The following is a 23040-nucleotide window of genomic DNA, read 5'->3' as shown; positions in this document are numbered from 1 at the left end:
CCTAACATGAATAAATTATATTTAACGATTGCAGTGTGTTTATGCTTAACCGCAAATATCTGTGCAGCCACAGATGATAAGCCTTTTTCAATTGCCATCCATGGCGGCGCGGGAACCATTTCTGCTGCCAGTTTAAGTCCTCAACAAGAAAAAGCTATTCGCGATAAACTCAAACAGGCTGTTGATACAGGCTATAAGGTGCTAGATAAAGGCGGTAATAGTCTTGATGCGGTTCAAGCGGCAATTAATGTGTTAGAAAATAGTCCATTTTTTAATGCTGGTGTTGGCGCGGTTTATACTTTTGACGGCGGCCATGAGCTAGATGCCTCGGTAATGGATGGTAACACAATGAATGCTGGAGCCGTTGCGGGGATTAAACACATTAAAAACCCAATTGATTTAGCTCGAAAAGTGATGGAGAAATCACCTCATGTGATGCTATATGGCCAAGGAGCAGAGGAGTTTGCATTAACGCAACAATTTAGGTTGGTGTCTAATAGCCATTTCGACACGCCTCATCGTTATGCACAATTGCTGGATGCCAAAGCGAGCATCATTGAAGCTGAGCGCGTAAATGGTGGTGATCACCAGGCGTCAGTTGCCCAGTTACCTGCCAACTACAAATACGGCACAGTCGGCGCAGTGGCGCTTGATAAACAAGGCAACCTTGCCGCCGGAACATCAACTGGAGGCATGACGGCAAAACGTTTTGGCCGCATTGGTGACTCACCGGTTATTGGTGCTGGAACCTATGCTGAAAATGGTGTTTGCGCCATATCAGCGACGGGTCATGGCGAATATTTTATTCGCTATCAAGTGGCAGGCGACATATGCGCTAAAGTCAAATACCAACAGAAATCGATTATTCAAGCGGCCGATGAGGTCATCAATCAACGCTTGCTCTCGGCAGGGGGAACTGGAGGAGTGATAGCGATTGATCAACGTGGCAATATCGCGACACCATTTAATACCGAAGGGATGTATCGCGCCACACGAAGTAAAGGCCAAGTTGCAACCGTTATGATTTGGCGTGACAAGTAAGTATTACTGCGCTGAATAGACTTAGGTTTATCAAATAGATTCATCAAGTCAGTTCATGACGTGGTTAATGCAGTGGGCTAATACCATTGATTAGTAAACCGATTAGTGCAATCGGTTATATTTTCTATCTCCTGAGCCATTATTGACTAAACTTAATCAAGTTAGTACCCGAGAGTTGATTCCTTATGAATTGCTTGACGGGGTTTATTAAACACGTAGCCAATTAGCGTGTAATAGGGGGCAATATGGATTCAATAAAAATTAAAGATTATATGGATAAGCATCCAGTATTATTAACTGCAGATATGTCACTGGCTATTGCGGTTGAAAAACTACTCGCCAGTAATAAAAATGGTGCTCCGGTTGTTGATCATATCGGTCAATTAGTGGGCTTTCTATCTCAACAAGATTGTTTATCTGTGATGCTAAAAAGCAGTTACCATTGCGATATGACCAGTACAGTAAAAGATTGCATGAAAAGCCCTGTATTGTCGGTGACGCCCGATGAAAGTATATTGGAATTAGCGGATCAAATGTTAGGCGCTAAACCGAAGATTTATCCTGTAGTGAGTGCAGGAAAAGTCATTGGAACGATTAATCGGACGAATGTACTTAAGGCGATGAATATTTATATGCAACAGTGTTACTTATCTCCAATATAACAATCGTTGAAATCAATACCATTCTGCTGTTTTCCTTGCTAGGATCGCTTTTTTTGATGTAAGCAAGGGAATCAGATTTGAATTCGGACCTTCACCCGCTATCTAAGGCGTATCTCAATCTTTGTTATCAAACCGATGCCGCTAAAATTCGACGTCGTTTGTATCGTGTCAATAAAGAAGCCGAGTCTGAAAAAAAATCCCAAACGTTAGCGCAGTTAACTGAAGCTGCGCAGCAAGCCTATGCCAAAGCGCAGTTGCGCTTACAGTCTCGACCGGTTATTCATTACCCAGACGAACTGCCTGTGTCACAAAAACGTGATGATATCGCTTCTGCCATTGCCAATAACCAAGTGGTCATTGTCGCGGGTGAGACGGGATCGGGTAAAACGACTCAGTTACCTAAAATTTGTCTTGAACTTGGCTTAGGCACTCGTGGCTTAATTGGCCATACTCAACCTCGTCGTCTAGCCGCCCGTAGTGTTGCCAACCGTATTGCTGATGAACTTAATAGCCCTTTAGGTGATATTGTTGGTTTTAAAGTTCGCTTTGCAGATGCTCTGAGCGACAACAGTTATATCAAACTGATGACCGATGGTATTTTGTTAGCGGAACTCACTTCTGACCGATTTTTAAACCAGTACGATGCGATTATTATCGATGAAGCGCATGAACGCAGTTTAAACATTGATTTTATTTTAGGGTACCTAAAGCAAGTATTAAAAAAACGTCCTGATTTAAAAGTCATTATTACTTCCGCAACCATCGATGTAGACCGTTTCTCAAAACATTTCAATAATGCGCCAGTTATTGAAGTATCAGGGCGCACCTTTGACGTTGAAACGCGTTACCGTCCTTTAGTTCGCGATAGCGATGAAGATTTAGATGTCAGCGATGGTATTTTTGCTGCTGTTGAAGAGCTCATGGCGGCAGGGCCCGGCGACATTTTAATTTTTATGAATGGTGAGCGCGAGATCCGTGATACAGCTGATTTACTCAATAAACAGCAATATCGCGATACTGAAGTGTTACCACTATATGCGCGCCTTTCTTACGGTGAGCAATCTAAAGTGTTTAAAAGTCACATTGGTAGGCGCATTGTACTGGCCACTAACGTTGCTGAAACCTCATTAACTGTTCCAGGGATCCGTTATGTTATCGATCCCGGAACCGCCCGTATAAGCCGATATAGTTACCGGACTAAAGTACAACGTTTGCCGATAGAACCTATTTCCCAAGCCAGTGCCAATCAACGTCAAGGCCGTTGCGGTCGCGTAGGCCCTGGTATTTGTATTCGACTTTACGATGAAATGGATTTTATTCAGCGCCCGGAATTTACCGATCCTGAAATTTTGCGGACTAATCTTGCCTCGGTGATTTTACACATGTTGGCGATTGGTTTGGGTGACATTGGCGGATTTCCATTTATTCAGCCACCGGATCAAAAACATATTCGTGATGGTTTTTTATTGCTTGAAGAGTTACAAGCAGTGAAGAAATCAGGTAATGATTTAGTGTTAACCCCGTTGGGCAAAGATTTAGCTAAAATTCCACTTGATCCTCGTTTAGCTCGAATGGTTATTGAAGCGAACAAATTAGGCTGTTTGCATGAAGCATTAGTGATTACCTCTGGTTTATCTATCCAAGATCCGCGTGAACGTCCTGTGGATAAAAAACAAGCCGCTGATGAATGTCATCGTCGCTATGCCGATAAAGACTCTGATTTTGCCAGTTGGGTTAAGTTATGGGACCACGTTAAAGATCAAAAGCATGAGTTGTCAGCCAGTCAGTTTAGAAAACAATGTCGCGATGAATATCTCGCCTATTTACGCGTGCGTGAATGGCAAGATTTATATACTCAAGTGAAACAAGCTGTTCATGAATTGAAATGGCGTATTAATGACAGTGCAGCCAGTTATGAGCAGTTACATCGAGCATTATTATCAGGCTTGTTAAGTCATGTTGGTTTTAAAGGCGAGAACAACGAGTATCTAGGGGCACGTAACCGTAAGTTCTTTGTTTTTCCGGGTTCACCTTTAGCCAAAAAAGGTCCTAAGTGGATTATGGCCGCAGAGTTGACTGAAACGTCACGATTGTTTGCCCGTTGTTGCGCAAAAATTGATCCTGAATGGTTGGAATCGCTTGCGAGCCATTTAGTGAAAAAGAATTATCTTGAACCGCATTTTGAAGCTAAAGCAGCAAGTGTTATCGCACTTGAGAACCAAGTGCTTTATGGCTTAACTATCGTTAATCGCCGTCGAGTGCAATATGGGCCTATTGAGCCTATTGAAGCTCGAGAGATTTTTATTCGTAGCGCCTTAGCAGAAGGGCAGTTACAGACTAAAGAGGCTTTTTTTGTAAATAACCAGCAGCTACTCAATGACATTGAAACACTAGAGCACAAGTCTCGTCGTCGAGATATTTTAGTCGATGAGCAAGTGCTGGTGGATTTTTATGAACCCTTGATCCCTGCAGGTATTTTTAACGGGCCGTTGTTTTTTGCGTGGTGGAAAAAAGCTCGCCAACAAACCCCTGATTTACTTGATTACAGCCAAGCCTTGTTAATGCAGCGAAGTGCCGAGCATATATCGGCGCTTGATTTCCCTGATATATGGCACAAAGGGAATTTAGCCTTAACTGTGAGCTATCATTTTGAACCTGCTAGCGCTGATGACGGAGTCTCTGTACATATTCCTGTTGCACTGATCAACCAAATTGACGACAGTGATTTTGATTGGCTTGTACCGGGATTACGACAAGAGAAACTCATTGCGTTGATCAAGTCACTGCCGAAAAATTTACGCCGTAATTTTGTGCCTGCTCCAGACTATGCCCGAGCATGTTATCAAGCGATGAAACCGTTTGAGTTATCGATGCTCGATTCTATGTGTAAACAGTTACTGCGCATGAGTGGCGTGCGCATATCGGCTGATGATTTTGATTTAACGCAACTAACAGAACATCTTAAGATGAACTTTAAGATTGAAGATGATCAAAGTCGTTTAGTCGCCCAAGGCCGTGATTTAGAAGCGTTAAAAGGTCAGTTACAAGGGGTAGTAGCCAAAGCCATTCGTAAAGTGGCTGATAAAGGCATTGAACAACAAGCTTTAACTAGCTGGTCGTTTGGTGATTTACCGGTTCAATATCAGCAGCGTAAAGGCAATTACGAAGTAAAAGCGTATCCTGCCTTAATAGACAATAAAACGGATGTGGCGATCAAGCTATTTGATGATGAACACGAAGCTAAGCGCCATCATCGAGTAGGCCTGCGTCGGTTGTTATTGATTAATATCCCTTCGCCAGTGAAGCACTTACAGCAAGCATTACCTAATAAAGCTAAGCTTGCAATGTACTTTAATCCCTTCGGCCAAGTGCAGATATTAATTGAAGATATTATTAATGCCGCGGTGCAGCAGTTATTGGATAAAAAGCAACTCGATATTCGCAATGAACAGCAGTTCGAGCAAGCAAAAGATTGGGTTCGCCAAGAGCTTAACCCAACTGCTGAGCAAATAGCATTAAATGTTGAGCAAATATTAACTATTTATCAACGTGTTAAGAAGCGTTTAAAAGGTAAAATTAGCCTGGATATTGCCTTTGCGATGAGTGATATTCAAACTCAGCTTGATAGTCTGGTTTATAAAGGCTTTGTTGAGGATTGTGGTTGGCAACGCTTAACCGATGTGAGCCGTTATCTCAGAGCCATTGAAAATAGACTCAATAAGCTACCTGTTGACCCAACACGCGATCGATTACACATGCATAGCATTGCTAAAGTACAAGAGGCGTTAACGGCGCAATTAGCTAAAGTGCCACGTTCACAAGCAATACCTGAAGCATTGATTGAAGCTCGCTGGATGATTGAGGAGTATCGAGTATCATGTTTTGCCCAAGTGCTAGGCACTGCTTATCCTATTTCAGAAAAGCGAGTATTGAACCATATTAGCCAAATATAATTGTTGAGAATAATATTATCGCCGATGCCATGCATCGGCTTTTTTATGTAAAACTGAAAGTGTTTCATTTATTTTTGCTAAAAATGGGGTTTTTATAGGTTACATCAATAAAAAAACCTACAAAACTGAAAGTTTTTCGTAATTTTGGTTTGATTGTGATCTGACTATTGTTATACTCCACGGCATGAAGAATGTGATTGTCAGTCTTCTCTCTGTAAGGCAAATGTCATCCCCTCAGCATTAACAAGATGTTGTCTATATTAAAGATTTATCATCTTGTTGCTGTAAATAAAAAGACAGGCCTACACCTACAAAACGACCTAAAAGATTGGAGTTATTATGGAAGTTCATGAATACGAAAATGCTTACTATCAAGTGAAAGATGACGTGTTAGAGTCTTTACCTTCTGACGAAGAATAAGACGATTGAACGAGCATATTGATGTACTGACACTTGGTTCACTACATTAAAAAAACTCCGACACTAAAAACAAAAATAGCAGCCTAGGCTGCTATTTTTATTACTGATTACACTACTTTAATATGGCTAAGCATTTATTGAATGACAATTTAATAGCTATTCTATCCAATAGTGCAATGAAGCGAAGACAATACTTAAGCCTATTCAATATCAACCTTCAATACGACCTTTTTCAGTTAATATTTCAACAATAACCCAAGTATTACCTATTTTATGCAGACGAATAGTTCGATCGTCAATCCAATCTCTGCCACCTTTCAATCCTTGCATTTTAACCACTACTGTTACGTCATCGGTGAATTTACGGAAGAAATCGATATCAATCTCATCGATAGACATAGTTACTTGCTTCATGGATAAGCCTAAGACATGTCGTTGTACCGCAGATGCAATATGGTAGTGATCCATGATCTCTTGGATATCAGCAGAGACAAACTTCTTTGCTTTATCTACATCACGATCAACGTAAATTGCTTCGAAGAAGCCCAAGGATACTTGTTCTGGCGTGAGTTGGGCTTCGCCAAACTCATCTGATTGACCACAGGCACTGAGAATGAGTAGCAGGAAAAAAGGTAAAATTCTTATCAAATTCATATTTAACATCATATTCTAATACAGTTGTTTTTATAATTTTAACCAGTATCTCGATTTATGTCATGGCTTACAAGGATAGGAGTGATATAAACCATCCTTTTATAGATCGCCATCATGTTAACCATTGCTTACCGGGACGAATAAGTGAGATTTTGTATATTGGAAATATAGAAGCAGATAATAAATGAGTGGATAAACTATTATTTGTTCAATTGACAACATAAGAGAGTATTTTTGATCTTAATGGCTTGACGCGCTCTATATGACATGTCATAAATCAATATAGTAACGTTACGCGAGTTATATACACCCAGCTATGCCGTATCAGCGTACAGATGAATTATTACTTATTAATGCAGTAATAATAACGGATTTAAATGTTATCCACAGAATCTGTGGACAACTTTGTTGACGAATGTTGTTTATATCACTAAGCCTTTGTATTAAGTGATGTTTTGTGTGTGGTTAAAAAGTAACGACGACTTTACTTAAAATCAATTTCGCCTATAAAAAAAGCCTCATAACGAGGCTTTTTTTATAGCAAAATTAAAGCAAGACCATCACCATTTCTTTTTCGGTTGAAATAGCATATCAAGATCATCACCTTCTTTTTTCTGTTTTGGTGCACTTGGTTCACTATGCTTTTGAGCACCCATTATTTCATCGAGTAGTTGCTTGGCTTCATCGACTTTACGAGCAATAAAAGGATCATTCGGAGTTTGTCCCTTGATCGTGTGCAAAGTGTTTAAAGCTTTAGTGACCATCTGTTTACTTGAACCGTACTGTTTCATAAAGCAAGCGGCACGTGCTCGAGTAATCATAGATTCAACATTAATTCTTAATTGAAGGTTATCAATACGCATTTCTTCTTGACTAAAAATAGACGGATCAACTTTTCCCTTGTTATGTTCGGCTCGTAAAATCGCTTTAAGCTTTTTGAGTGTTTTGACTAACTCTAAAACTTGTCTGTCATTATCAGGTAGGCGGAAGCCCTCAATCGCAGGGACTTGGCTTGCTGAGCTAGATACACTAGATACTTGTGCTTTTATGTCGTTTAAGCGACGTTCGTAATCAGATTTTAATTGCCCTGATGCATGTAATAATGACTGTTCTAAAGCATCTTGAATGCGGCGATAAAGGATTAACATGATATGGCTAGAAGATGGTGTCATACCTGTGTTAGATAAGACGGCATCGGTTTCATCTATGATGGCGCGCTGACGAGCAATTTCTATGCGACGCTCGGCTTCTGCACGCTCTTTTTGTTGTTGGACAATACTAAAGCCAATAATTAGCAGTAACAGTGCACCAATAAGAATTAATACCAAAATTAAGGACATAAAGGTTCCATTTTATCTTTCATATCACATGGTAAGTATAGCCAAACAACGATGGCTAGAAGTAAATTTGATGTTGGAATAAGCTGTGCTAATAAAATTTCATCAAAAAGATTCTATATCTTAGCGTATGTTATCGCGGCTGTCGTTGAATAATAAGTCGTTTTGTTGATAAATCATTAAACAGACTAACCAAGATGTTTATAAAAAGCTAAGTCGATTCAATAACCGCTATTTTTACTTGCTCGTTATTCCTATTTATATTACATTTCAAGTGTCATATAACGTTTTATTATAGTTGAACAATTGTTCTTGTTATGTAAAACAACGACCGATTTTTTCTTATTTGCATATTTGCTGATGAGTGCCGGTTAAATCAAGGATAAAACCATGAAGCTGCAACAACTTAGATATATTGCAGAGGTTGTTAAACACAACCTAAATGTGTCATCAACGGCTGAGAATCTCTATACTTCACAACCCGGTATTAGTAAGCAAGTTAGAATGCTAGAAGATGAATTAGGCATTCAAATATTTGGTCGAAGTGGTAAACATTTGACTCACGTGACCCCTGCAGGTCAGCAAGTTATTGATATTGCAAATGATATACTTGGCAAAGTCGATAGTATTAAGAAGGTGTCTGAAGAATATACCAAGCCCAATCAGGGGGAATTGAATATTGCTACGACAGATACACAAGCTCGCTATGCTCTGCCACAAATAATTCGTGAGTTCATTAAACGATATCCAAAAGTTAATTTACATATGCATCAGGGCACGCCTTCGCAAATTAGTGAGCAAGCAGTCAGAGGCGATGCGGACTTTGCCATCGCGACAGAAGCGATGCATCTATATACCGATCTCATTATGTTGCCTTGTTACCATTGGAATCGTTCAATTGTCGTCACACGGGATCACCCGCTAGCTTCTCAATCGGCAAAAATCAGTATCGAAGACTTAGCGACGTTTCCATTGGTCACTTATGTGTTTGGTTTTGATAAAGCATCTGAAATTGAAAAGTCGTTTAAGCGTGCAGATCTTGATCCGCGCGTGGTGTTTAGTGCAACCAGTGCTGACGTCCTTAAGACTTATGTTCGTTTGGGGCTTGGTGTAGGGGTGATTGCTTCAATGGCAATTGATCCAGCGGTTGATAAAGATTTAGTGGCAATTGATGCAAGTCATCTGTTTGCCCATAGTACAACCAAAATAGGCTTTAGACGTGGTAGCTTTTTACGAAGCTATATGTATGATTTTATGCGTCATTTTGCACCGCATTTAACCCGAGATGTTGTTGAAAAAGCCGTGGCTCTTCGTGACCAACAATTGATTGATGAAATGTTTTCTAATATTGACCTACCAGTACGTTAGTACTTAATATCATTTTTGTTTGTTACATAAAAAACCTCGCATGTCAGCGAGGTTTTTTTATGAGCAGCATGTTAAAAGCTGAGTGACAGATTAGTCCGGCGCATACCCTGATTCACCGATTAATAGGCCATCTAAATAAGCTTTACCATCAGTCATAGTCAAACGACCCAGACTGAACCATTTTACCACCAGTGGATAAATAGCATGTTCTTGTTCGTGAACACGCTCTGCTAATGTTTCAGCATCATCTTCTGGGTAAATCGGCACTTTAGCTTGCAATATAGCAGGTCCAGCATCGAGTTCTGGTATCACAAAATGTACACTGGCGCCGTGTTCGGTATCGCCAGCATCAATGGCACGCTGATGCGTGTGTAATCCTGGATATTTAGGCAATAACGATGGATGGATGTTAATCATCTTTCCAAGGAAATGGCTAACAAAATCATCAGTTAAAATACGCATAAATCCGGCTAGAACGATCAGGTCTGGCTGATACTTTTCTATTGCCTTTAATAAACGCGCATCATATTCACTGCGTATTTCATTGGCATAAGGAATAACACAACTGGTATCAATTTCGCTTTGATGGGCGCGTATTAATCCATAAGCATCCGGCTTGTTACTGATCACTCCAACAATGTTAGCTTTTAAATTATCATCACAACCATCAATGATAGCTTGAAGATTACTGCCATTACCGGAAATCAGTACCACAACACGACAGCTTTGGCTCATTAGATGATCTCCACTTGCTCTTCGTCACCTTGACGAGAAGCAATTTCACCTATTAACCAAGCATTTTCGCCTTCGGCGGTTAATAATGCTAATGCGGCATCGACTTTATCTGCTGGTAGTGCAATCACCATACCGACACCACAGTTAAATGTTAGGAACATTTCGTGTTGTGCAATATTGCCGTTTGTCATTAGCCAATCAAACACCACTGGCCACTGCCAAGAGTCACCTTTGACGACAGCTTTGCAATCATCAGGCAGCACGCGTGGGATATTTTCCCAGAATCCACCACCGGTAATGTGTGCCATTGCATGAATGTCTGATTGTTCAATCAGCTTCAATAAAGGCTTAACATAAATTCTTGTTGGTTCAAGTAAATGGTCTATTAATGGCTTACCAGCAAGATCTTGCTGCGGGTCTGCTTGACTCACTTCTAATACTTTGCGGATTAACGAGTAACCATTTGAATGAGGACCACTAGAACCTAGAGCGATAAGTGAGTCACCCGCTTTGACTTTGGTACCATCAATGATGTCTGCTTTTTCAACAACACCAACACAAAATCCAGCTAGATCGTAATCTTCGCCTTCATACATGCCTGGCATTTCAGCAGTTTCGCCACCAATTAAAGCACAACCTGATTGGAAACAACCTTCAGCGATACCTGTAACAACAGAGGTAGCTGTTTCAACGTCAAGCTTACCTGTTGCATAATAATCGAGGAAGAAAAGTGGCTCAGCACCAGAAACAATCAGATCGTTGACACACATGGCAACTAAATCAACACCCACGGTGTCATGCTTTTTGTAATCAATAGCTAATCTTAATTTAGTGCCAACACCATCTGTGCCGGAAACCAGTACAGGGTGTTTATATTTAGTTGGTAATTCGCATAATGCGCCAAAACCACCTAAATTGCCCATAACTTCTGGACGGCGAGTGCGTTTTACCGCAGATTTAATGTTGTTTACTAACGCATTACCTGCATCGATATCAACGCCGGCGTCTTTGTAACTTAGGGGGGTTGGAGTGGTCACGGAGGATCCTCTAGGGTACATCGTTTTATGGAATTTTATGCGCCGATATTCTACCAGTTTGTCGTGCGAGTCGGAAGCCATCTTTTTACTTTATCCTATAAAGAAAACGATGATTTGCCTATTTTTTATTGGTTTAGCTCACGATTTACAGCAATTTTGAAACTTTATGTTTTATAGAGAGGATAAATCGTCTAACATTTATCAAATTTGCCTGAAATAGTCAGAAATCTAGGAGAAATAAATGAAAGTCGTTGAAGTAAAGCATCCTCTGGTTCGTCATAAAGTCGGTTTGATGCGTGAAGCAGATATCAGCACCAAACGATTTCGCGAACTTGCCACTGAAGTTGGCAGTTTATTAACCTATGAAGCAACAGCTGATTTTGAAACTGAAACGGTTACCATAGAGGGGTGGAATGGCCCTGTTACTATTGATCAACTTAAAGGTAAGAAAGTCACTGTCGTGCCTATTTTACGTGCGGGTTTAGGAATGATGGATGGTGTGCTTGAGCATCTACCTAGTGCTCGTATTTCTGTTGTCGGTATTTATCGTGATGAAGAAACATTACAGCCCGTGCCTTACTTTGAAAAAATAGTCAGTAATGTTGAAGAACGCATCGCATTAGTGGTTGACCCTATGTTAGCCACCGGTGGTTCGATGATTGCGACTATCGATTTACTGAAAAAACGTGGCTGTACTTCGATCAAAGCACTGGTTTTGGTTGCCGCGCCAGAAGGTATCAAAGCGCTTGAACTTGCGCATCCTGATATTGAACTTTATACCGCAGCAATTGATGATTGTTTAAACGAACAAGGTTATATTTTGCCTGGTTTAGGTGATGCTGGTGACAAGATATTCGGTACTAAGTAATATTAACTGAGTGATTTTTGTGCTCAATGTTAAAGCCCATTGTTAGATGGCTTGATGCTTTAATACCAGACAATAAAAAACGGGAGCCTTAGTTAGGCTCCCGTTTTTTACTATATCAAGACAGCTCGTCAGTATTTAGCCTATTTTACAATACCATCGCTGCAATCCAGCCAAATATCAGTAATGGGATATTGTAATGAATAAACGTTGGGATAACGCTGTCTCGAATATGGTCATGTTGCCCATCGGCATTGAGACCAGCAGTGGGGCCCAGAGTGGAATCCGATGCTGGTGATCCTGCGTCACCAAGTGCGGCCGCTGTGCCGACGAGTGCAATGGTTGCCGCAATCGAGAAACCAAAACTGAGAGCTAATGGCACATAAATGGTGGCGATAATAGGAATCGTTGAGAATGAAGAGCCAATTCCCATTGTAATTAACAGTCCAACAATCAGCATCAATAGCGCAGCTAATGCCTTGTTGTCACCAATGATGTCACCTAAAGAGGTTACCAGTGTGCTAACTTCACCAGTTGATTTAACTACTGCTGCAAAGCCTGCAGCTGCAATCATAATAAAGCCAATATTAGCCATCATGTGCACACCCTGATTAAACAAGTCTTTGCTGACTTCGTGCTTGATTATTCCTGAAAACCGAAAAATGATAAATCCACTTAATGCGCCAAATATCATCGAGTCAGTTTGTAATTGAACAATTAGCGTCGCCAAAATGGCAGAGAGTGAGACCAACAAACTTTTTCGACTAATGGTGGTTGAAATACTGTCACTGATCACAGGTTGTTCAATCATGTATTCTCTAGGTTTGCGATAACTAATAAATATCGCCGTAAGCAGACCAACAACCATACCTATTGCTGGCAGTAACATTGCCTTAGGTATTTGTTCAGCTACTGCATTTAAGCCATTAGTGTTTAAATTTGCTAACAGGATGTCATTGAGGAAAATGCCACCAAAACCGATAGGTAATATCATATAAGTGGTGACCAAACCGAATGTCAGAATACAGGCAATAAGACGTCGGTCGATATGGAGCTTAGAAATCACATGCAATAGTGGCGGAATAAGGATAGGAATAAAGGCGATATGAATAGGCAAAATATTTTGCGATGATATTGCCATTAACAGTATCGTGATCAATAACAACCACCGTACAACTTGGGTATTACCACTATTAGGTTCTTTACCCAGTTTTTTTATAATTGAATGAGAAATTAACGTTGTTAAGCCTGAATGCGATAATGCTGCGGCGAAGGCACCGAGTAATGCATAACTTAATGCGATTTGAGCGCCGCCGCCTAAGCCGTCATTAAATGCTGCTATTGTTTGATGAATATCTAATCCACCAACGATACCTGCGACAACAGCACTAATGGTCAATGACACCACAACGTTAATTCGAATAAAGCTTAAAAACAACATTAAGCAAACCGCGATGACAACCGCATTCATAATCATTTTTCTTAAAAGTAAGTGAGGCGGCTATTCTTGACTGCCAATAGTCTATTTGTCCAGCGTATATCGCTTTTTTGCTTGTTTATGCTGATTTTTTAGCAATATTGACTTACGTTCATCAGTTGCTGCAAGTAAGGCACCAGTGAAATCTTCTCAACAAATCATCTTGTCATATTGGAAAGATATTATTCAAAGCGTCATGATGTTTTATTTTTCAGCAGGTAAACCAATTTTCATCTGAAATAACTTATAAGTCCGTTGAATTAGATGTATGGTATACAACTGATATATGTCCCAACGTTATAGTTAATTGTTTGCTAGATCACTATTTAGTAAGAACCTTATAACGTTGTCGAGTGTTTAAGCCATTAAATGGAGATAGATAATGAGCGTATTAGTAGGCCGTCCAGCCCCAGATTTTACAGCAGCAGCCGTTCTTGGTTCTGGTGAGATTGTTGACACATTTAACCTCACTACCGCAATTAAAGGTAAGCCTGCGGTTATTTTCTTCTACCCACTTGATTTCACTTTTGTGTGTCCATCTGAGCTAATTGCTTTTGATCACCGCATGGAAGAGTTCACCAAGCGTGGTGTTGAAGTGATTGGTGTTTCTATTGACTCACAGTTCACTCATAACGCATGGCGTAACACTCCAGTAGACAAGGGTGGTATTGGCCAAGTTAAATACACTCTAGTTGCTGACGTTAAGCACGAAATTTGTAAAGCATACGATGTTGAACATCCTGAAGCGGGTGTGGCTTTCCGTGGTTCATTCTTAGTAGATAAAGAAGGCCAGGTTCGTCATCAAGTGGTTAACGATTTACCACTAGGTCGTAACGTTGATGAAATGATCCGTATGATTGACGCACTTCAGTTCCATGAAGAGCACGGTGAAGTTTGTCCTGCGGGCTGGTCAAAAGGCGAAAAAGGTATGACTGCAAGCACTGAAGGTGTAGCTGCATACTTAAAAGACAACTCTGATAAGCTATAATTTAGCGTATTAGAGACAATAAAAAAGCTGCTTCGGCAGCTTTTTTATTGGATCAAACTCATGGTTTAGTATTGAGTTTGTCGATGTAAATAAATAGTTGGCCATTAATAGCCGGCGAAAAGTGATAAAAATACTGAGCTTAACTATTCGTTTGCTAGATCCTTGCTATCATCTTGGTCCACTAACGGCCAACCGCCCAGCGCCTTCCAACGGTTAACGATTAGGCAAAATAATTCGGCCGTGCGTTCAGTATCGTATAAAGCTGAATGCGCCTCGTTATTATCGAAAGCTATTCCAGCCATTTTACATGCTTTAGCTAACACTGTATGGCCAATCGCAAGACCTGCTAGTGTTGCAGTATCAAAACTTGCGAAAGGATGAAATGGAGAACGCTTTAAGCCGTTTCGTTCAATCGCTTGGTTAACAAAACCTAAGTCAAAAGCGGCATTATGAGCAACAATAATACTGCGATGGCAATCTGCTGCTTTTTGAGCCTTTTTGACTTCTTTGAATATTTCTAAAAAAGCGACTTTTTCGTCAATGGCTCCACGAAGTGGGTTGGTGGGGTCAATACCATTAAACGCCAGTGCTGCAGGTTCTAAGTTTGCGCCTTCGAAAGGTTCAATATGAAAGTGAAGCGTTTTATCAAGTTCAATAATCCCATCGCTATTCATTTTTAATAAGCTGACTGCAATTTCGAGCAACGCATCGGTATTGGCATTAAACCCTGCTGTTTCGACATCGATAACCACAGGGAAATAGCCACGAAAGCGGTGTTTAAACTTGTTAGCGTCGCAAATATCAGTCATTACAGTCTTTATCCTCAATAGCTATCATTTATCGGTGCAAATGATGTAGGCCGAGTATTATGCGCAAACTCAAGCGCAGTGTCATGTTTGATTGTGGTTTTTATCATCGATTAACCATGATTGTTTTCTAAAGGAACAGACTTTGGGGCCGATAGTAAGAATGTAACTAGGTATAAAGGGTGTTTTTATGTGGCGAAAACTGATCGTTCTCACAAGTTTGTGTCTTTGCTCAACAGCCCATGCTGATTTGAGGCACTACGTTGCATCACTTGAAAACTCAGCATGGCGTGTTGGCGAGAATAATCCAATAGAGTGTCGCTTGGAGCATGATATTCCTGATTATGGCCGTGCAATATTTACCAGTAGAGCCGGTAAAAGTTTAAATTTAAGTTTCACCTTAGATATGTGGCTCAAGCCTGATGCTGTGACTAAAGCAACGTTAATTAGCCGAGCTCCTAGCTGGCGTCCAGGGCATAATGCTAAAGAAATTACTGAGTTAACTTACAGTAAGCAGTTTAATGGTGAAGTGCCTAAAAAAGCCGCCTGGTCAATGTTAAATGAGTTGAGTCAGGGGATGGAGCCGACGTTTTATTATGCTGATTGGTACAATAACGATACTAAAATTGCAGTTGGCATCTCTTCAGCTAATTTCGGTGGAAAATATCGTGAGTTTCGCGCGTGTTTAGCTAATTTACTGCCTTATAGTTTTGATGATATCGCTTTTACAGTATTAAATTATCAAGAAGGTGGGGTAGAGCTGACGCGTTTTTCTACCCAGCAGTTACAAAAAATACAGCGTTACTTGTCTTTTGATCCAGACGTTGAGCTGATTTTAGTTGATGCATACACAGACAGTTACGGTGGACGCTCTATTAATCAGAGGGTGTCAGATAAACGAGCTGCCTCAGTAAAAGATATTTTAATTGCTAGCGGTATCCCTAAAGATCGTATTCATACATCCGGTCATGGTGAAAAACGCCATGTTGCAGGCAATGATCTTGCCGAAGAACGTAAGCTAAATCGCCGAGTTGTAATTAAAATAACCAAGCCTATCTAATCCTCTCATTTATTTTTTAGCTGCGCTACTTAGCGCAGTTAAACTCAGTTGTTTATTTATCACTATCTCTTTGGCCTTGAGCTAAAATAAATACCTTTTGATTGAATGCCGAAGTGTAAAAAGCTTACTAACTTTTTATTAACGGGTTCGATGCTGAAGGTTGAATACCAAGATGTATACTCATATGAGATTAATGTTGATTGCTGCGGAAAAAAAAGACAAAAAAAACCCACTTAATCCAAGTGGGCTAAATAATTTGCAATCAACAAATCTAAGGAAGGAAGTCAAACATAAGAACTAGAGAAAACTGAGGTATTGGGTTACATCAGTTTGGAGTTCTTGATTTTCAATATCTGAATCACAAGTCTTGAAAACAGGATCATAATAGAATTAATACACTAAACTGACAAACTAGAAAAATTACTCTTTACGATTAGTAAAACTAATCCTTTTTAATGGTCTTATATTTTTATATCTGCCCTAATCGTCTTATATAGCGGTTTTGTAAGTTGTTATTTACATTTTTTGCATAAGTATTCGGATTAGATAATTGTGTGATAATATTATTTAACAAATAGAACATATTTGCGTAAATCATGAAGCCTAATAATGTTCCACAATGTGATTAATATTGCTCTTAATCGTTATTGATAGCATTAATAGACTTCAGTTACTGCGATGAAAAATACTTCAGGTCAGTTTCTTTTGATCCTGTCCCCGAATAGTGTGATAAATAAGCCGCACTTTACCTCGCTCAAAACCATATTTAAGTGGAGTGTATTTTTAGCTTAACTTTTATTAACGTTTACGTTTATGTGGACGTGCGATAATGGGACTGCAGCGATTATTTTATATTCATTTGTGGTTACATTTTTTACTTTCGCAAGGGCTAATTGTCGGCTGTCAGCGCCAAGTAATATACTATCTTGATGGCATACTTTAGTTAACCGCTTGTTAATTATTAGGTGGAATACATTAATAAAGCTTCATCTCTTGCTGTTCCTGAGGTTTTTCGAGTGTTTCAGTTCATTTTGAGCAAAATAAAGTCTGTTTTTACCTTGGTACATTATTCACAAGCGTGTTGGTACTCGGTATAGTAAGCCAACTTTTACAACCTAAAAATTGATGTTCAAATTATGTTTGTTTGGCCCATTTCTGTCTATTACGAAGATACCGATGCTGGCGGTGTTGTGTACCATTCGAATTACCTAAAATTTTTCGAACGAGCTCGTACTCAGTGGTTAAAAGCGATGGGTGTTAGTCAAGCGGAACTGTTGACAGAAGACATTGCTTTTGTCGTTAAACATGCTGCATTAGATTTTTGTAAAGCAGCGAAGTTTGAACAGGATTTAGTCGTTGAATCCAAGGTTATAGAATTAAAAAAAGTGTCGTTGGTGTTTCACCAGCGCCTAGTTGATCATCAGGGTGATTGCTATTGTGAAGCGACAGTGGTTGTCGCGTGTATATCTTTATCACGTATGCGTCCCCGCGCTATTCCCCTAAATATTGTTCAGGAGTTTGACAGTGCACGCTGAAATTTCATTTATTGGTTTGTTTTTAGAAGCCAGTGTGTTGGTAAAGTTAGTTATGCTGACCTTGTTGGCATTATCGATTGCCTCATGGGCTGTGATCCTTCAACGCAACAAATTATTAAGCTCAGCAAGAGTCAAGTCATTACGTTTTGAAGATACTTTCTGGTCTGGAGTGGACTTAAATCGACTTTATAAAGAACTGATAGCCAGAGGAAGTGCGATTTCTGGCTTAGAATCGATGTTTGTTGCTGGTTTTAAAGAATATACCCGTTTGAGTAAAGTAAACAGTAAAGCACCTGAAGCGGTTATGGATGGCACCTCTCGAGCAATGCGAGTGAGTTTGTCACGTGAAATGGAAAAACTTGAAAACCATTTACCGTTATTGGCAACCATTGGTTCAACGAGCCCATACATTGGTTTGTTCGGAACTGTTTGGGGGATTATGAATTCCTTTATTGCGCTAGGTGCGGTAGAAAACGCAACTCTTGCAATGGTTGCTCCAGGTATTGCAGAGGCATTGATTGCCACGGCAATGGGTCTGTTTGCCGCTATCCCTGCTGTTATTGGTTATAACCGTTTTACAACGCAAGTTGATAAAATTGAAATGACTTATGCTAACTTTATGGAAGAATTCTCCAACATATTGCAACGTCAAGCATATAGCGAGAAGGAAGCTGTTTAATGTATCAGCGTAAACGTCGTCGCCCAGTTGCAGAAATCAACGTTGTGCCTTACATCGACGTTATGTTGGTGTTGTTGATTATTTTTATGGTGACAGCGCCTATTGTATCCCAAGGGGTCAAAGTAGAATTACCGCAAGGTAATGCGGAATCTTTACCTCCGGACAGTAAGCCTCCTATCGTTGCTTCAATTGACGCTGATGGGCAATATTTCTTGAATACAGGTAGTAGCTCAAATTCTCAGGCAATGGACTTAGAGCAGGTATCAACTGAAGTTGGCGCGTTAATCCTACTTGAACCGTTAAGGCCTGTAGTCGTAAAGGCCGATCGTGCAATACCTTACGAAAGTGTTATTCAATTAATGATTAGCTTGCAAGGCGCTGGTGTACCAGCAGTAGGGTTAATGACCGATTCACCAAAGGAGAAATAGGTGGCTGGCAAATCAGATTTAACTGTACCGATGTCTATTTCTGCTGGTATTCACATTGGGTTTATCATCATCTTGGCTTTAGGCATTAGTTTTGACGATAAGCCGAAGGTAATGCAAACGGCTGCTGCAAGTGCGCCAGCTTTGAAAGCGATCGTGATTGATCAACAGAAAGTGAATGATAGAGTTGAGCAGTTAAAGAAGCAAAAACAAGATGTGGCTCAGCAAGAAAAGGCTCGTCAAGCAGAATTAGAACGTAAAGCATTAGAAGCCCGTCGCGAGCGTGAACGCGAGCAGGAAAAAATTAAAACCTTAGAGATCCAGCGTAAACAAAAAGAGCAGGAAACTCAAAAGGCCAATGATGCCGCTAAAGCTGCTCAAGCAAAGCAGGTACTAGAAAAAGAGCGCGCAGATAAAGCTGAAGTGGTTCGCAAACAGAAAGAACAGGAACAAAAAGCTGCAGAAGATGCTGCTAAGAAAGCAGCTGAAAAGCGTAAGCAAGAAGAAGCTGCTGCGAAAAAAGCTCAAGAAGAACGTCAACGTGCTGAAGATGAACGTAAACGGAAGGAAGATGCTGAGCGTAAACGTAAAGCTGAAGCTGATAATAAAGCGCGTCAAGAGCGTGAAATGGCTGAAGCTATGGCTGCAGAGCAAGACTCACTTTCTAAAACGCGCAATAAGCAGGTGTTGTCAGAGGTTGATAAATATAAGGCTATGATTATTGCCACTATTCAACGAAATCTAGTGGTTGATGAGTCAATGCGTGGTAAAAGCTGTCGGGTATTTATTCGTCTAGCTGCAGATGGTTTTGTAACAACAAGCCAAACGTTAGACGGTGATCAGGTTGTTTGTCGAGCAGCGAAAGCCTCAATAAATAAAGCAGGGCGGTTACCTGTGTCACCTGAACCGGCTGTTTATCAGCAATTAAAAGAAATTAATTTAACCGTTTCACCGGAATTTAATTAATATTAATCGTATTTAATGATGGAATTGAGTTAAAAGGAGTCGCATGAAAAATTTGGCTAAATGGCTAACGCTGGTATTGATAGTGTTAACTACACCCGCTCGCGCAGCGTTAGATATTGTGATTACAGAAGGGGTTGATGCAGCAAGACCTATCGCTGTGGTGCCTTTTGTATGGCAAGGGCAAGGTCCTGCTCCAGCATCTATTTCTGATGTTGTGGTATCTGATTTGGCTCGTAGCGGTACCTTTAAAACTCTCGATGTACGTGCATTACCCCAGTCATCTATTGCGTCAGTGAATGATTTTACTGCTCAGAATTGGACTAATGTTGAAGCTGAAGCACTTGTTGTTGGCTCGATTAAGCCCTATGGCGCCGATCAGTATTTAGTGAGTTTTGAACTCATTGATTTAGTTAAAGCACAGCTTCAAGCTGGCAAAGGACCTCAGAATAACAGTGAGTTATTGCTTGAAAGCCGTGAAACCGTTATCAGTGCAAACCAATTTAGACAATATGGTCACCGGATCAGTGATATTGTTTATGAAAAGCTGACAGGAATTCGTGGTGCATTTTTAACCCGTATTGCATATGTTGTGGTAAAACAAGGTCAAAAAGCACCTTACCATCTAATGATTGCTGACTATGATGGCTATAATGAGCAAATGTTATTGCGCTCACCTGAGCCATTGATGTCACCGACTTGGTCTCCTGATGGTCGTCGTTTAGCGTATGTGAGTTTTGAAAATAGAAAAGCCGAAATTTTTGTGCAAGACATTTATAGTCAAACACGCACTTTAGTGAGTAGTTTTGATGGCATAAATGGTGCGCCAGCATTTTCACCAGATGGTAAAAAACTCGCTGTCACTTTGTCAAAAGACGGTCAACCAGATATTTATATAATTGATATAACAACTAAAGCTGCTCGACGTATCACAGACCATTACGCAATTGATACCGAGCCTTCTTGGTTCCCTGATGGTAAGTCTATTTTGTTTACGTCTGAACGAGGTGGCAAGCCACAGTTATATCTAGTAAATTTAGATACAAATAAAGTCTCGCGCATGACTTTTGAAGGAGAATGGAACCTCGGTGGTTCAATTACCCCAGACGGTCGTAGTATGATTTTTGTAAACCGTACTAACGGTAAGTACCATATTGCTAGAATGGATCTTGCAACACGTTTTATGCAGGTGCTTTCATCAACTCAACTTGATGAATCGCCAAGTGTTGCCCCTAATGGCACTATGGTTATCTACGGTACAACCCATCAAGGTAAGCAAGTATTAGCTGCTGTTTCTATGGATGGCAGATTTAAAGCAAGATTGCCTGTCGGCCAAGGCGAGGTGAAATCACCAGCATGGTCTCCGTTTCTCTAAATAGATATTGATAAGGATTTAAAATGGATCTGAATAAGTTGTTTAAAGCTATGTTGGTTGCAGTTCCGCTTATGGCACTGAGTGCCTGTAGCTCAACTTCAGACTCTGAAACTGACGCTAACGGTTCTATGAGTGGTACAGGTAGTGAATATGGTGTTGGTGGTATTGAAACAGGTGGTGTCGCTCCTGTGTTAAGCCCAACAGAGCAGCAACGTTTAAAAGAACAGGAATTACGTCGTCAAAATATCATTTATTTTGATTTTGACCGTAGTGAAGTTCAAAGCGAAAATGCTGAAATACTTCAAGCTCATGGTAACTATTTAGTTGAGCATCCAAATGTTCGCGTATTGATTGAAGGTCATGCTGACGAACGTGGTACTCCTGAATACAACATTGCACTAGGTGAGCGTCGTGCTAAAGCGATTGCTAAGTATTTACAAGGTATGGGCGTTCAGGCTGGCCAAATGAGCATAGTCAGTTATGGCGAAGAAAAGCCATTGGATTTTTCTCGTAACGATACTGGTTTTGCTAAAAACCGTCGTGGTGTGTTAGTTTACTAAGTAAAAGAAGTACAAGGCCAACCTTTATCGGTTGGCCTTTTTTTAGGAGATAAAAATGAAACAAGCCATATTAGTTGCGGCAATGTTTTTCACAACGGCTTCAGCTTTTGCTGCTCCAGCCCCTGTTGAAGATGTTGCAGGTGGTTCTAATAATGACAGAGTGTCAAGATTAGAACGCATCATTAAAGCAAAGCAGCAAGGCGAGTTTGATATGCAGCGTCGTATGGACTCGTTGCAAAATGAAGTGTTAGAGTTAAGAGGTATTACTGAGCAACAAAATTATCAAATGAATCAGATATTGCAGCGTCAACGACAGCTGTATGAAGAAATTGCTAATCTTACTGCTAAGTCATCAACTCCAGCAGTGCCAGCTCAAGCTGACGCGACAACAGTGGCGGCTGCCAGTTCAACGTTGGATGAAACCGGAAGCTATGAGGCTGCAGTGAATTTAGTCCTCAAAGAACGTAAATACGATGAAGCAATTCCTGCTTTTCGTACCTTCATATCAACATACCCTGAATCTAATTATGCCGCTAATGCAAACTATTGGTTAGGCCAGTTATTGTATAATAAAAGTGAATACAATGACGCGAAACAAGCTTTTAGTACCGTTGTCAGTAAGTTTGCTGATTCAAATAAGCGTGCTGACAGTTTAGTTAAACTGGGCATGATTGCCGAAAAAGAAAATGATTCAGCCGGCGCCAGATCGCTTTATAATAAAGTATTAAAAGAGTATGCAGATAGTGCATCTGCACGCCTTGCACAGCAGCAATTATCGGCATTGAAAGGCTAATCAAGACAAAAAACAGCCTCTTAGTCTGTTTTTCATGCAAACAACAAGAAATTATAAATTTGCGCTTGCATGAGAAATTGAAAAAGGTATTATAGGCGCCCTCAGAACGGCATAGCCTTCTGGGGGTGTTAAGAGCTATAACTTATTCTATCGTTACTGTCTAAGTTAGTGTTTCTTAGTTACCAAGATGGGTCGTTAGCTTAGTTGGTCTTGAAACAGAGACAGTTGGCTTTTTCCCAGTAAGAATAGATATTCTTGCAAAACCAAGATGGGTCGTTAGCTCAGTTGGTAGAGCAGTTGGCTTTTA

Annotated in this window: 20 protein-coding genes; 14 read left to right on the top strand and 6 right to left on the bottom strand. The window is 40.4% G+C overall.

Annotated features, from left to right (window positions below):
- Positions 1-6: 6 nt before the first annotated feature.
- The 3 genes from ACED29_RS06170 (at position 7) to hrpA (ending at position 5656) form a co-directional block, all read left to right on the top strand.
- On the top strand, positions 7-1041 hold the full coding sequence (locus ACED29_RS06170) for an isoaspartyl peptidase/L-asparaginase family protein (RefSeq protein WP_371697276.1): 1035 nt from the start codon (positions 7-9) through the stop codon (positions 1039-1041).
- Between the two features lie 245 nt (positions 1042-1286).
- Positions 1287-1703 (top strand): CBS domain-containing protein, encoded by a 417-nt coding sequence (locus ACED29_RS06165; RefSeq protein ID WP_124016507.1) that lies wholly within the window; start codon positions 1287-1289, stop codon positions 1701-1703.
- A gap of 77 nt (positions 1704-1780) precedes the next feature.
- Positions 1781-5656 carry an ATP-dependent RNA helicase HrpA gene (gene hrpA, locus ACED29_RS06160; protein ID WP_371697275.1) on the top strand — a complete coding sequence of 1292 codons (3876 nt, stop codon included), beginning with the start codon at positions 1781-1783 and terminating at the stop codon, positions 5654-5656.
- A 630-nt stretch (positions 5657-6286) separates the two neighbouring features.
- Here the strand turns inward: hrpA and ACED29_RS06155 are convergent.
- Both ACED29_RS06155 and ACED29_RS06150 read right to left on the bottom strand, forming a co-directional pair.
- Positions 6287-6721 (bottom strand): DUF4878 domain-containing protein, encoded by a 435-nt coding sequence (locus ACED29_RS06155; protein ID WP_165870096.1) that lies wholly within the window; start codon positions 6719-6721, stop codon positions 6287-6289.
- 569 nt (positions 6722-7290) lie between these two features.
- Positions 7291-8070, bottom strand: a complete 780-nt coding sequence (locus tag ACED29_RS06150; RefSeq protein WP_182696963.1) for a hypothetical protein — start codon at positions 8068-8070, stop codon at positions 7291-7293.
- Between the two features lie 387 nt (positions 8071-8457).
- Here ACED29_RS06150 and cysB point away from each other — a divergent pair, with 387 nt between their 5' ends.
- Positions 8458-9435 (top strand): HTH-type transcriptional regulator CysB, encoded by a 978-nt coding sequence (gene cysB, locus ACED29_RS06145; RefSeq protein ID WP_124016511.1) that lies wholly within the window; start codon positions 8458-8460, stop codon positions 9433-9435.
- Between the two features lie 90 nt (positions 9436-9525).
- Here the strand turns inward: cysB and purN are convergent, their stop codons facing one another.
- Positions 9526-10170 carry a phosphoribosylglycinamide formyltransferase gene (gene purN, locus ACED29_RS06140; RefSeq protein WP_124016512.1) on the bottom strand — a complete coding sequence of 215 codons (645 nt, stop codon included), beginning with the start codon at positions 10168-10170 and terminating at the stop codon, positions 9526-9528.
- Positions 10170-11207 (bottom strand): phosphoribosylformylglycinamidine cyclo-ligase, encoded by a 1038-nt coding sequence (gene purM / locus ACED29_RS06135; protein ID WP_182722236.1) that lies wholly within the window; start codon positions 11205-11207, stop codon positions 10170-10172. The genes purN and purM overlap by 1 nt, the downstream gene beginning before the upstream one ends.
- A gap of 241 nt (positions 11208-11448) precedes the next feature.
- On the opposite strand from purM, the gene upp reads away from it, so the two are divergent.
- Complete coding sequence (gene upp / locus ACED29_RS06130) at positions 11449-12075, top strand: uracil phosphoribosyltransferase (protein WP_124016514.1); 627 nt, start codon at positions 11449-11451, stop codon at positions 12073-12075.
- A 145-nt stretch (positions 12076-12220) separates the two neighbouring features.
- On the opposite strand, the gene ACED29_RS06125 is transcribed toward upp, so the two are convergent.
- On the bottom strand, positions 12221-13543 hold the full coding sequence (locus ACED29_RS06125) for a Na+/H+ antiporter family protein (protein WP_124016515.1): 1323 nt from the start codon (positions 13541-13543) through the stop codon (positions 12221-12223).
- A 388-nt stretch (positions 13544-13931) separates the two neighbouring features.
- Here ACED29_RS06125 and ACED29_RS06120 point away from each other — a divergent pair, with 388 nt between their 5' ends.
- Positions 13932-14537: a peroxiredoxin gene (locus ACED29_RS06120; protein WP_124016516.1), complete on the top strand. Its 606-nt coding sequence runs from the start codon at positions 13932-13934 to the stop codon at positions 14535-14537.
- Positions 14538-14680: 143 nt separating this feature from the next.
- Here ACED29_RS06120 and rnt read toward each other — a convergent pair whose 3' ends face one another.
- Complete coding sequence (rnt, locus tag ACED29_RS06115) at positions 14681-15346, bottom strand: ribonuclease T (RefSeq protein ID WP_371697274.1); 666 nt, start codon at positions 15344-15346, stop codon at positions 14681-14683.
- Positions 15347-15533: 187 nt separating this feature from the next.
- On the opposite strand from rnt, the gene ACED29_RS06110 reads away from it, so the two are divergent.
- The 8 genes from ACED29_RS06110 to ybgF all read left to right on the top strand — a co-directional run bounded on the left by ACED29_RS06110 (position 15534) and on the right by ybgF (position 22733).
- A complete protein-coding gene (locus ACED29_RS06110) occupies positions 15534-16403 on the top strand; it encodes an OmpA family protein (protein WP_124016518.1) in 870 nt (289 codons plus the stop codon).
- Positions 16404-17536: 1133 nt separating this feature from the next.
- Entirely contained in the window at positions 17537-17938 is a 402-nt protein-coding gene (ybgC, locus tag ACED29_RS06105; RefSeq protein ID WP_124016519.1) for a tol-pal system-associated acyl-CoA thioesterase, read from the top strand.
- Entirely contained in the window at positions 17928-18617 is a 690-nt protein-coding gene (gene tolQ / locus ACED29_RS06100; RefSeq protein ID WP_124016520.1) for a protein TolQ, read from the top strand. The genes ybgC and tolQ overlap by 11 nt, the downstream gene beginning before the upstream one ends.
- Entirely contained in the window at positions 18617-19045 is a 429-nt protein-coding gene (tolR, locus tag ACED29_RS06095; protein ID WP_124016521.1) for a protein TolR, read from the top strand. Before tolQ ends, tolR begins: the two co-directional genes overlap by 1 nt.
- The gene (gene tolA / locus ACED29_RS06090) at positions 19046-20008 is read left to right on the top strand and encodes a cell envelope integrity protein TolA (protein WP_182722238.1); all 963 of its coding nucleotides are present in this window, start codon (positions 19046-19048) and stop codon (positions 20006-20008) included.
- Positions 20009-20051: 43 nt separating this feature from the next.
- The gene (gene tolB / locus ACED29_RS06085) at positions 20052-21380 is read left to right on the top strand and encodes a Tol-Pal system beta propeller repeat protein TolB (protein ID WP_371697273.1); all 1329 of its coding nucleotides are present in this window, start codon (positions 20052-20054) and stop codon (positions 21378-21380) included.
- A gap of 23 nt (positions 21381-21403) precedes the next feature.
- A complete protein-coding gene (pal, locus tag ACED29_RS06080) occupies positions 21404-21940 on the top strand; it encodes a peptidoglycan-associated lipoprotein Pal (RefSeq protein WP_124016524.1) in 537 nt (178 codons plus the stop codon).
- A gap of 55 nt (positions 21941-21995) precedes the next feature.
- Complete coding sequence (gene ybgF, locus ACED29_RS06075) at positions 21996-22733, top strand: tol-pal system protein YbgF (protein WP_124016525.1); 738 nt, start codon at positions 21996-21998, stop codon at positions 22731-22733.
- Positions 22734-23040 lie beyond the last annotated feature (307 nt).

Origin of the sequence: Shewanella sp. 5S214 (genome assembly GCF_041439795.1) — a bacterium.
Classification (GTDB): domain Bacteria; phylum Pseudomonadota; class Gammaproteobacteria; order Enterobacterales; family Shewanellaceae; genus Shewanella; species Shewanella vesiculosa.
Note: the sequence above shows the minus strand (reverse complement) of the source record. Positions and strands in the feature narration are given on the sequence as shown.

Coding starts and splice junctions, on each gene's coding strand:
- ACED29_RS06170 (WP_371697276.1), top strand. CDS start 7: ATGAATAAATTATATTTAACGATTGCAGTGTGTTTATGCTTAACCGCA.
- ACED29_RS06165 (WP_124016507.1), top strand. CDS start 1,287: ATGGATTCAATAAAAATTAAAGATTATATGGATAAGCATCCAGTATTA.
- ACED29_RS06150 (WP_182696963.1), bottom strand. CDS start 8,070: ATGTCCTTAATTTTGGTATTAATTCTTATTGGTGCACTGTTACTGCTA.
- cysB (WP_124016511.1), top strand. CDS start 8,458: ATGAAGCTGCAACAACTTAGATATATTGCAGAGGTTGTTAAACACAAC.
- purN (WP_124016512.1), bottom strand. CDS start 10,170: ATGAGCCAAAGCTGTCGTGTTGTGGTACTGATTTCCGGTAATGGCAGT.
- upp (WP_124016514.1), top strand. CDS start 11,449: ATGAAAGTCGTTGAAGTAAAGCATCCTCTGGTTCGTCATAAAGTCGGT.
- ACED29_RS06125 (WP_124016515.1), bottom strand. CDS start 13,543: ATGAATGCGGTTGTCATCGCGGTTTGCTTAATGTTGTTTTTAAGCTTT.
- ACED29_RS06120 (WP_124016516.1), top strand. CDS start 13,932: ATGAGCGTATTAGTAGGCCGTCCAGCCCCAGATTTTACAGCAGCAGCC.
- rnt (WP_371697274.1), bottom strand. CDS start 15,346: ATGACTGATATTTGCGACGCTAACAAGTTTAAACACCGCTTTCGTGGC.
- ACED29_RS06110 (WP_124016518.1), top strand. CDS start 15,534: ATGTGGCGAAAACTGATCGTTCTCACAAGTTTGTGTCTTTGCTCAACA.
- tolR (WP_124016521.1), top strand. CDS start 18,617: ATGTATCAGCGTAAACGTCGTCGCCCAGTTGCAGAAATCAACGTTGTG.
- tolB (WP_371697273.1), top strand. CDS start 20,052: ATGAAAAATTTGGCTAAATGGCTAACGCTGGTATTGATAGTGTTAACT.
- pal (WP_124016524.1), top strand. CDS start 21,404: ATGGATCTGAATAAGTTGTTTAAAGCTATGTTGGTTGCAGTTCCGCTT.
- ybgF (WP_124016525.1), top strand. CDS start 21,996: ATGAAACAAGCCATATTAGTTGCGGCAATGTTTTTCACAACGGCTTCA.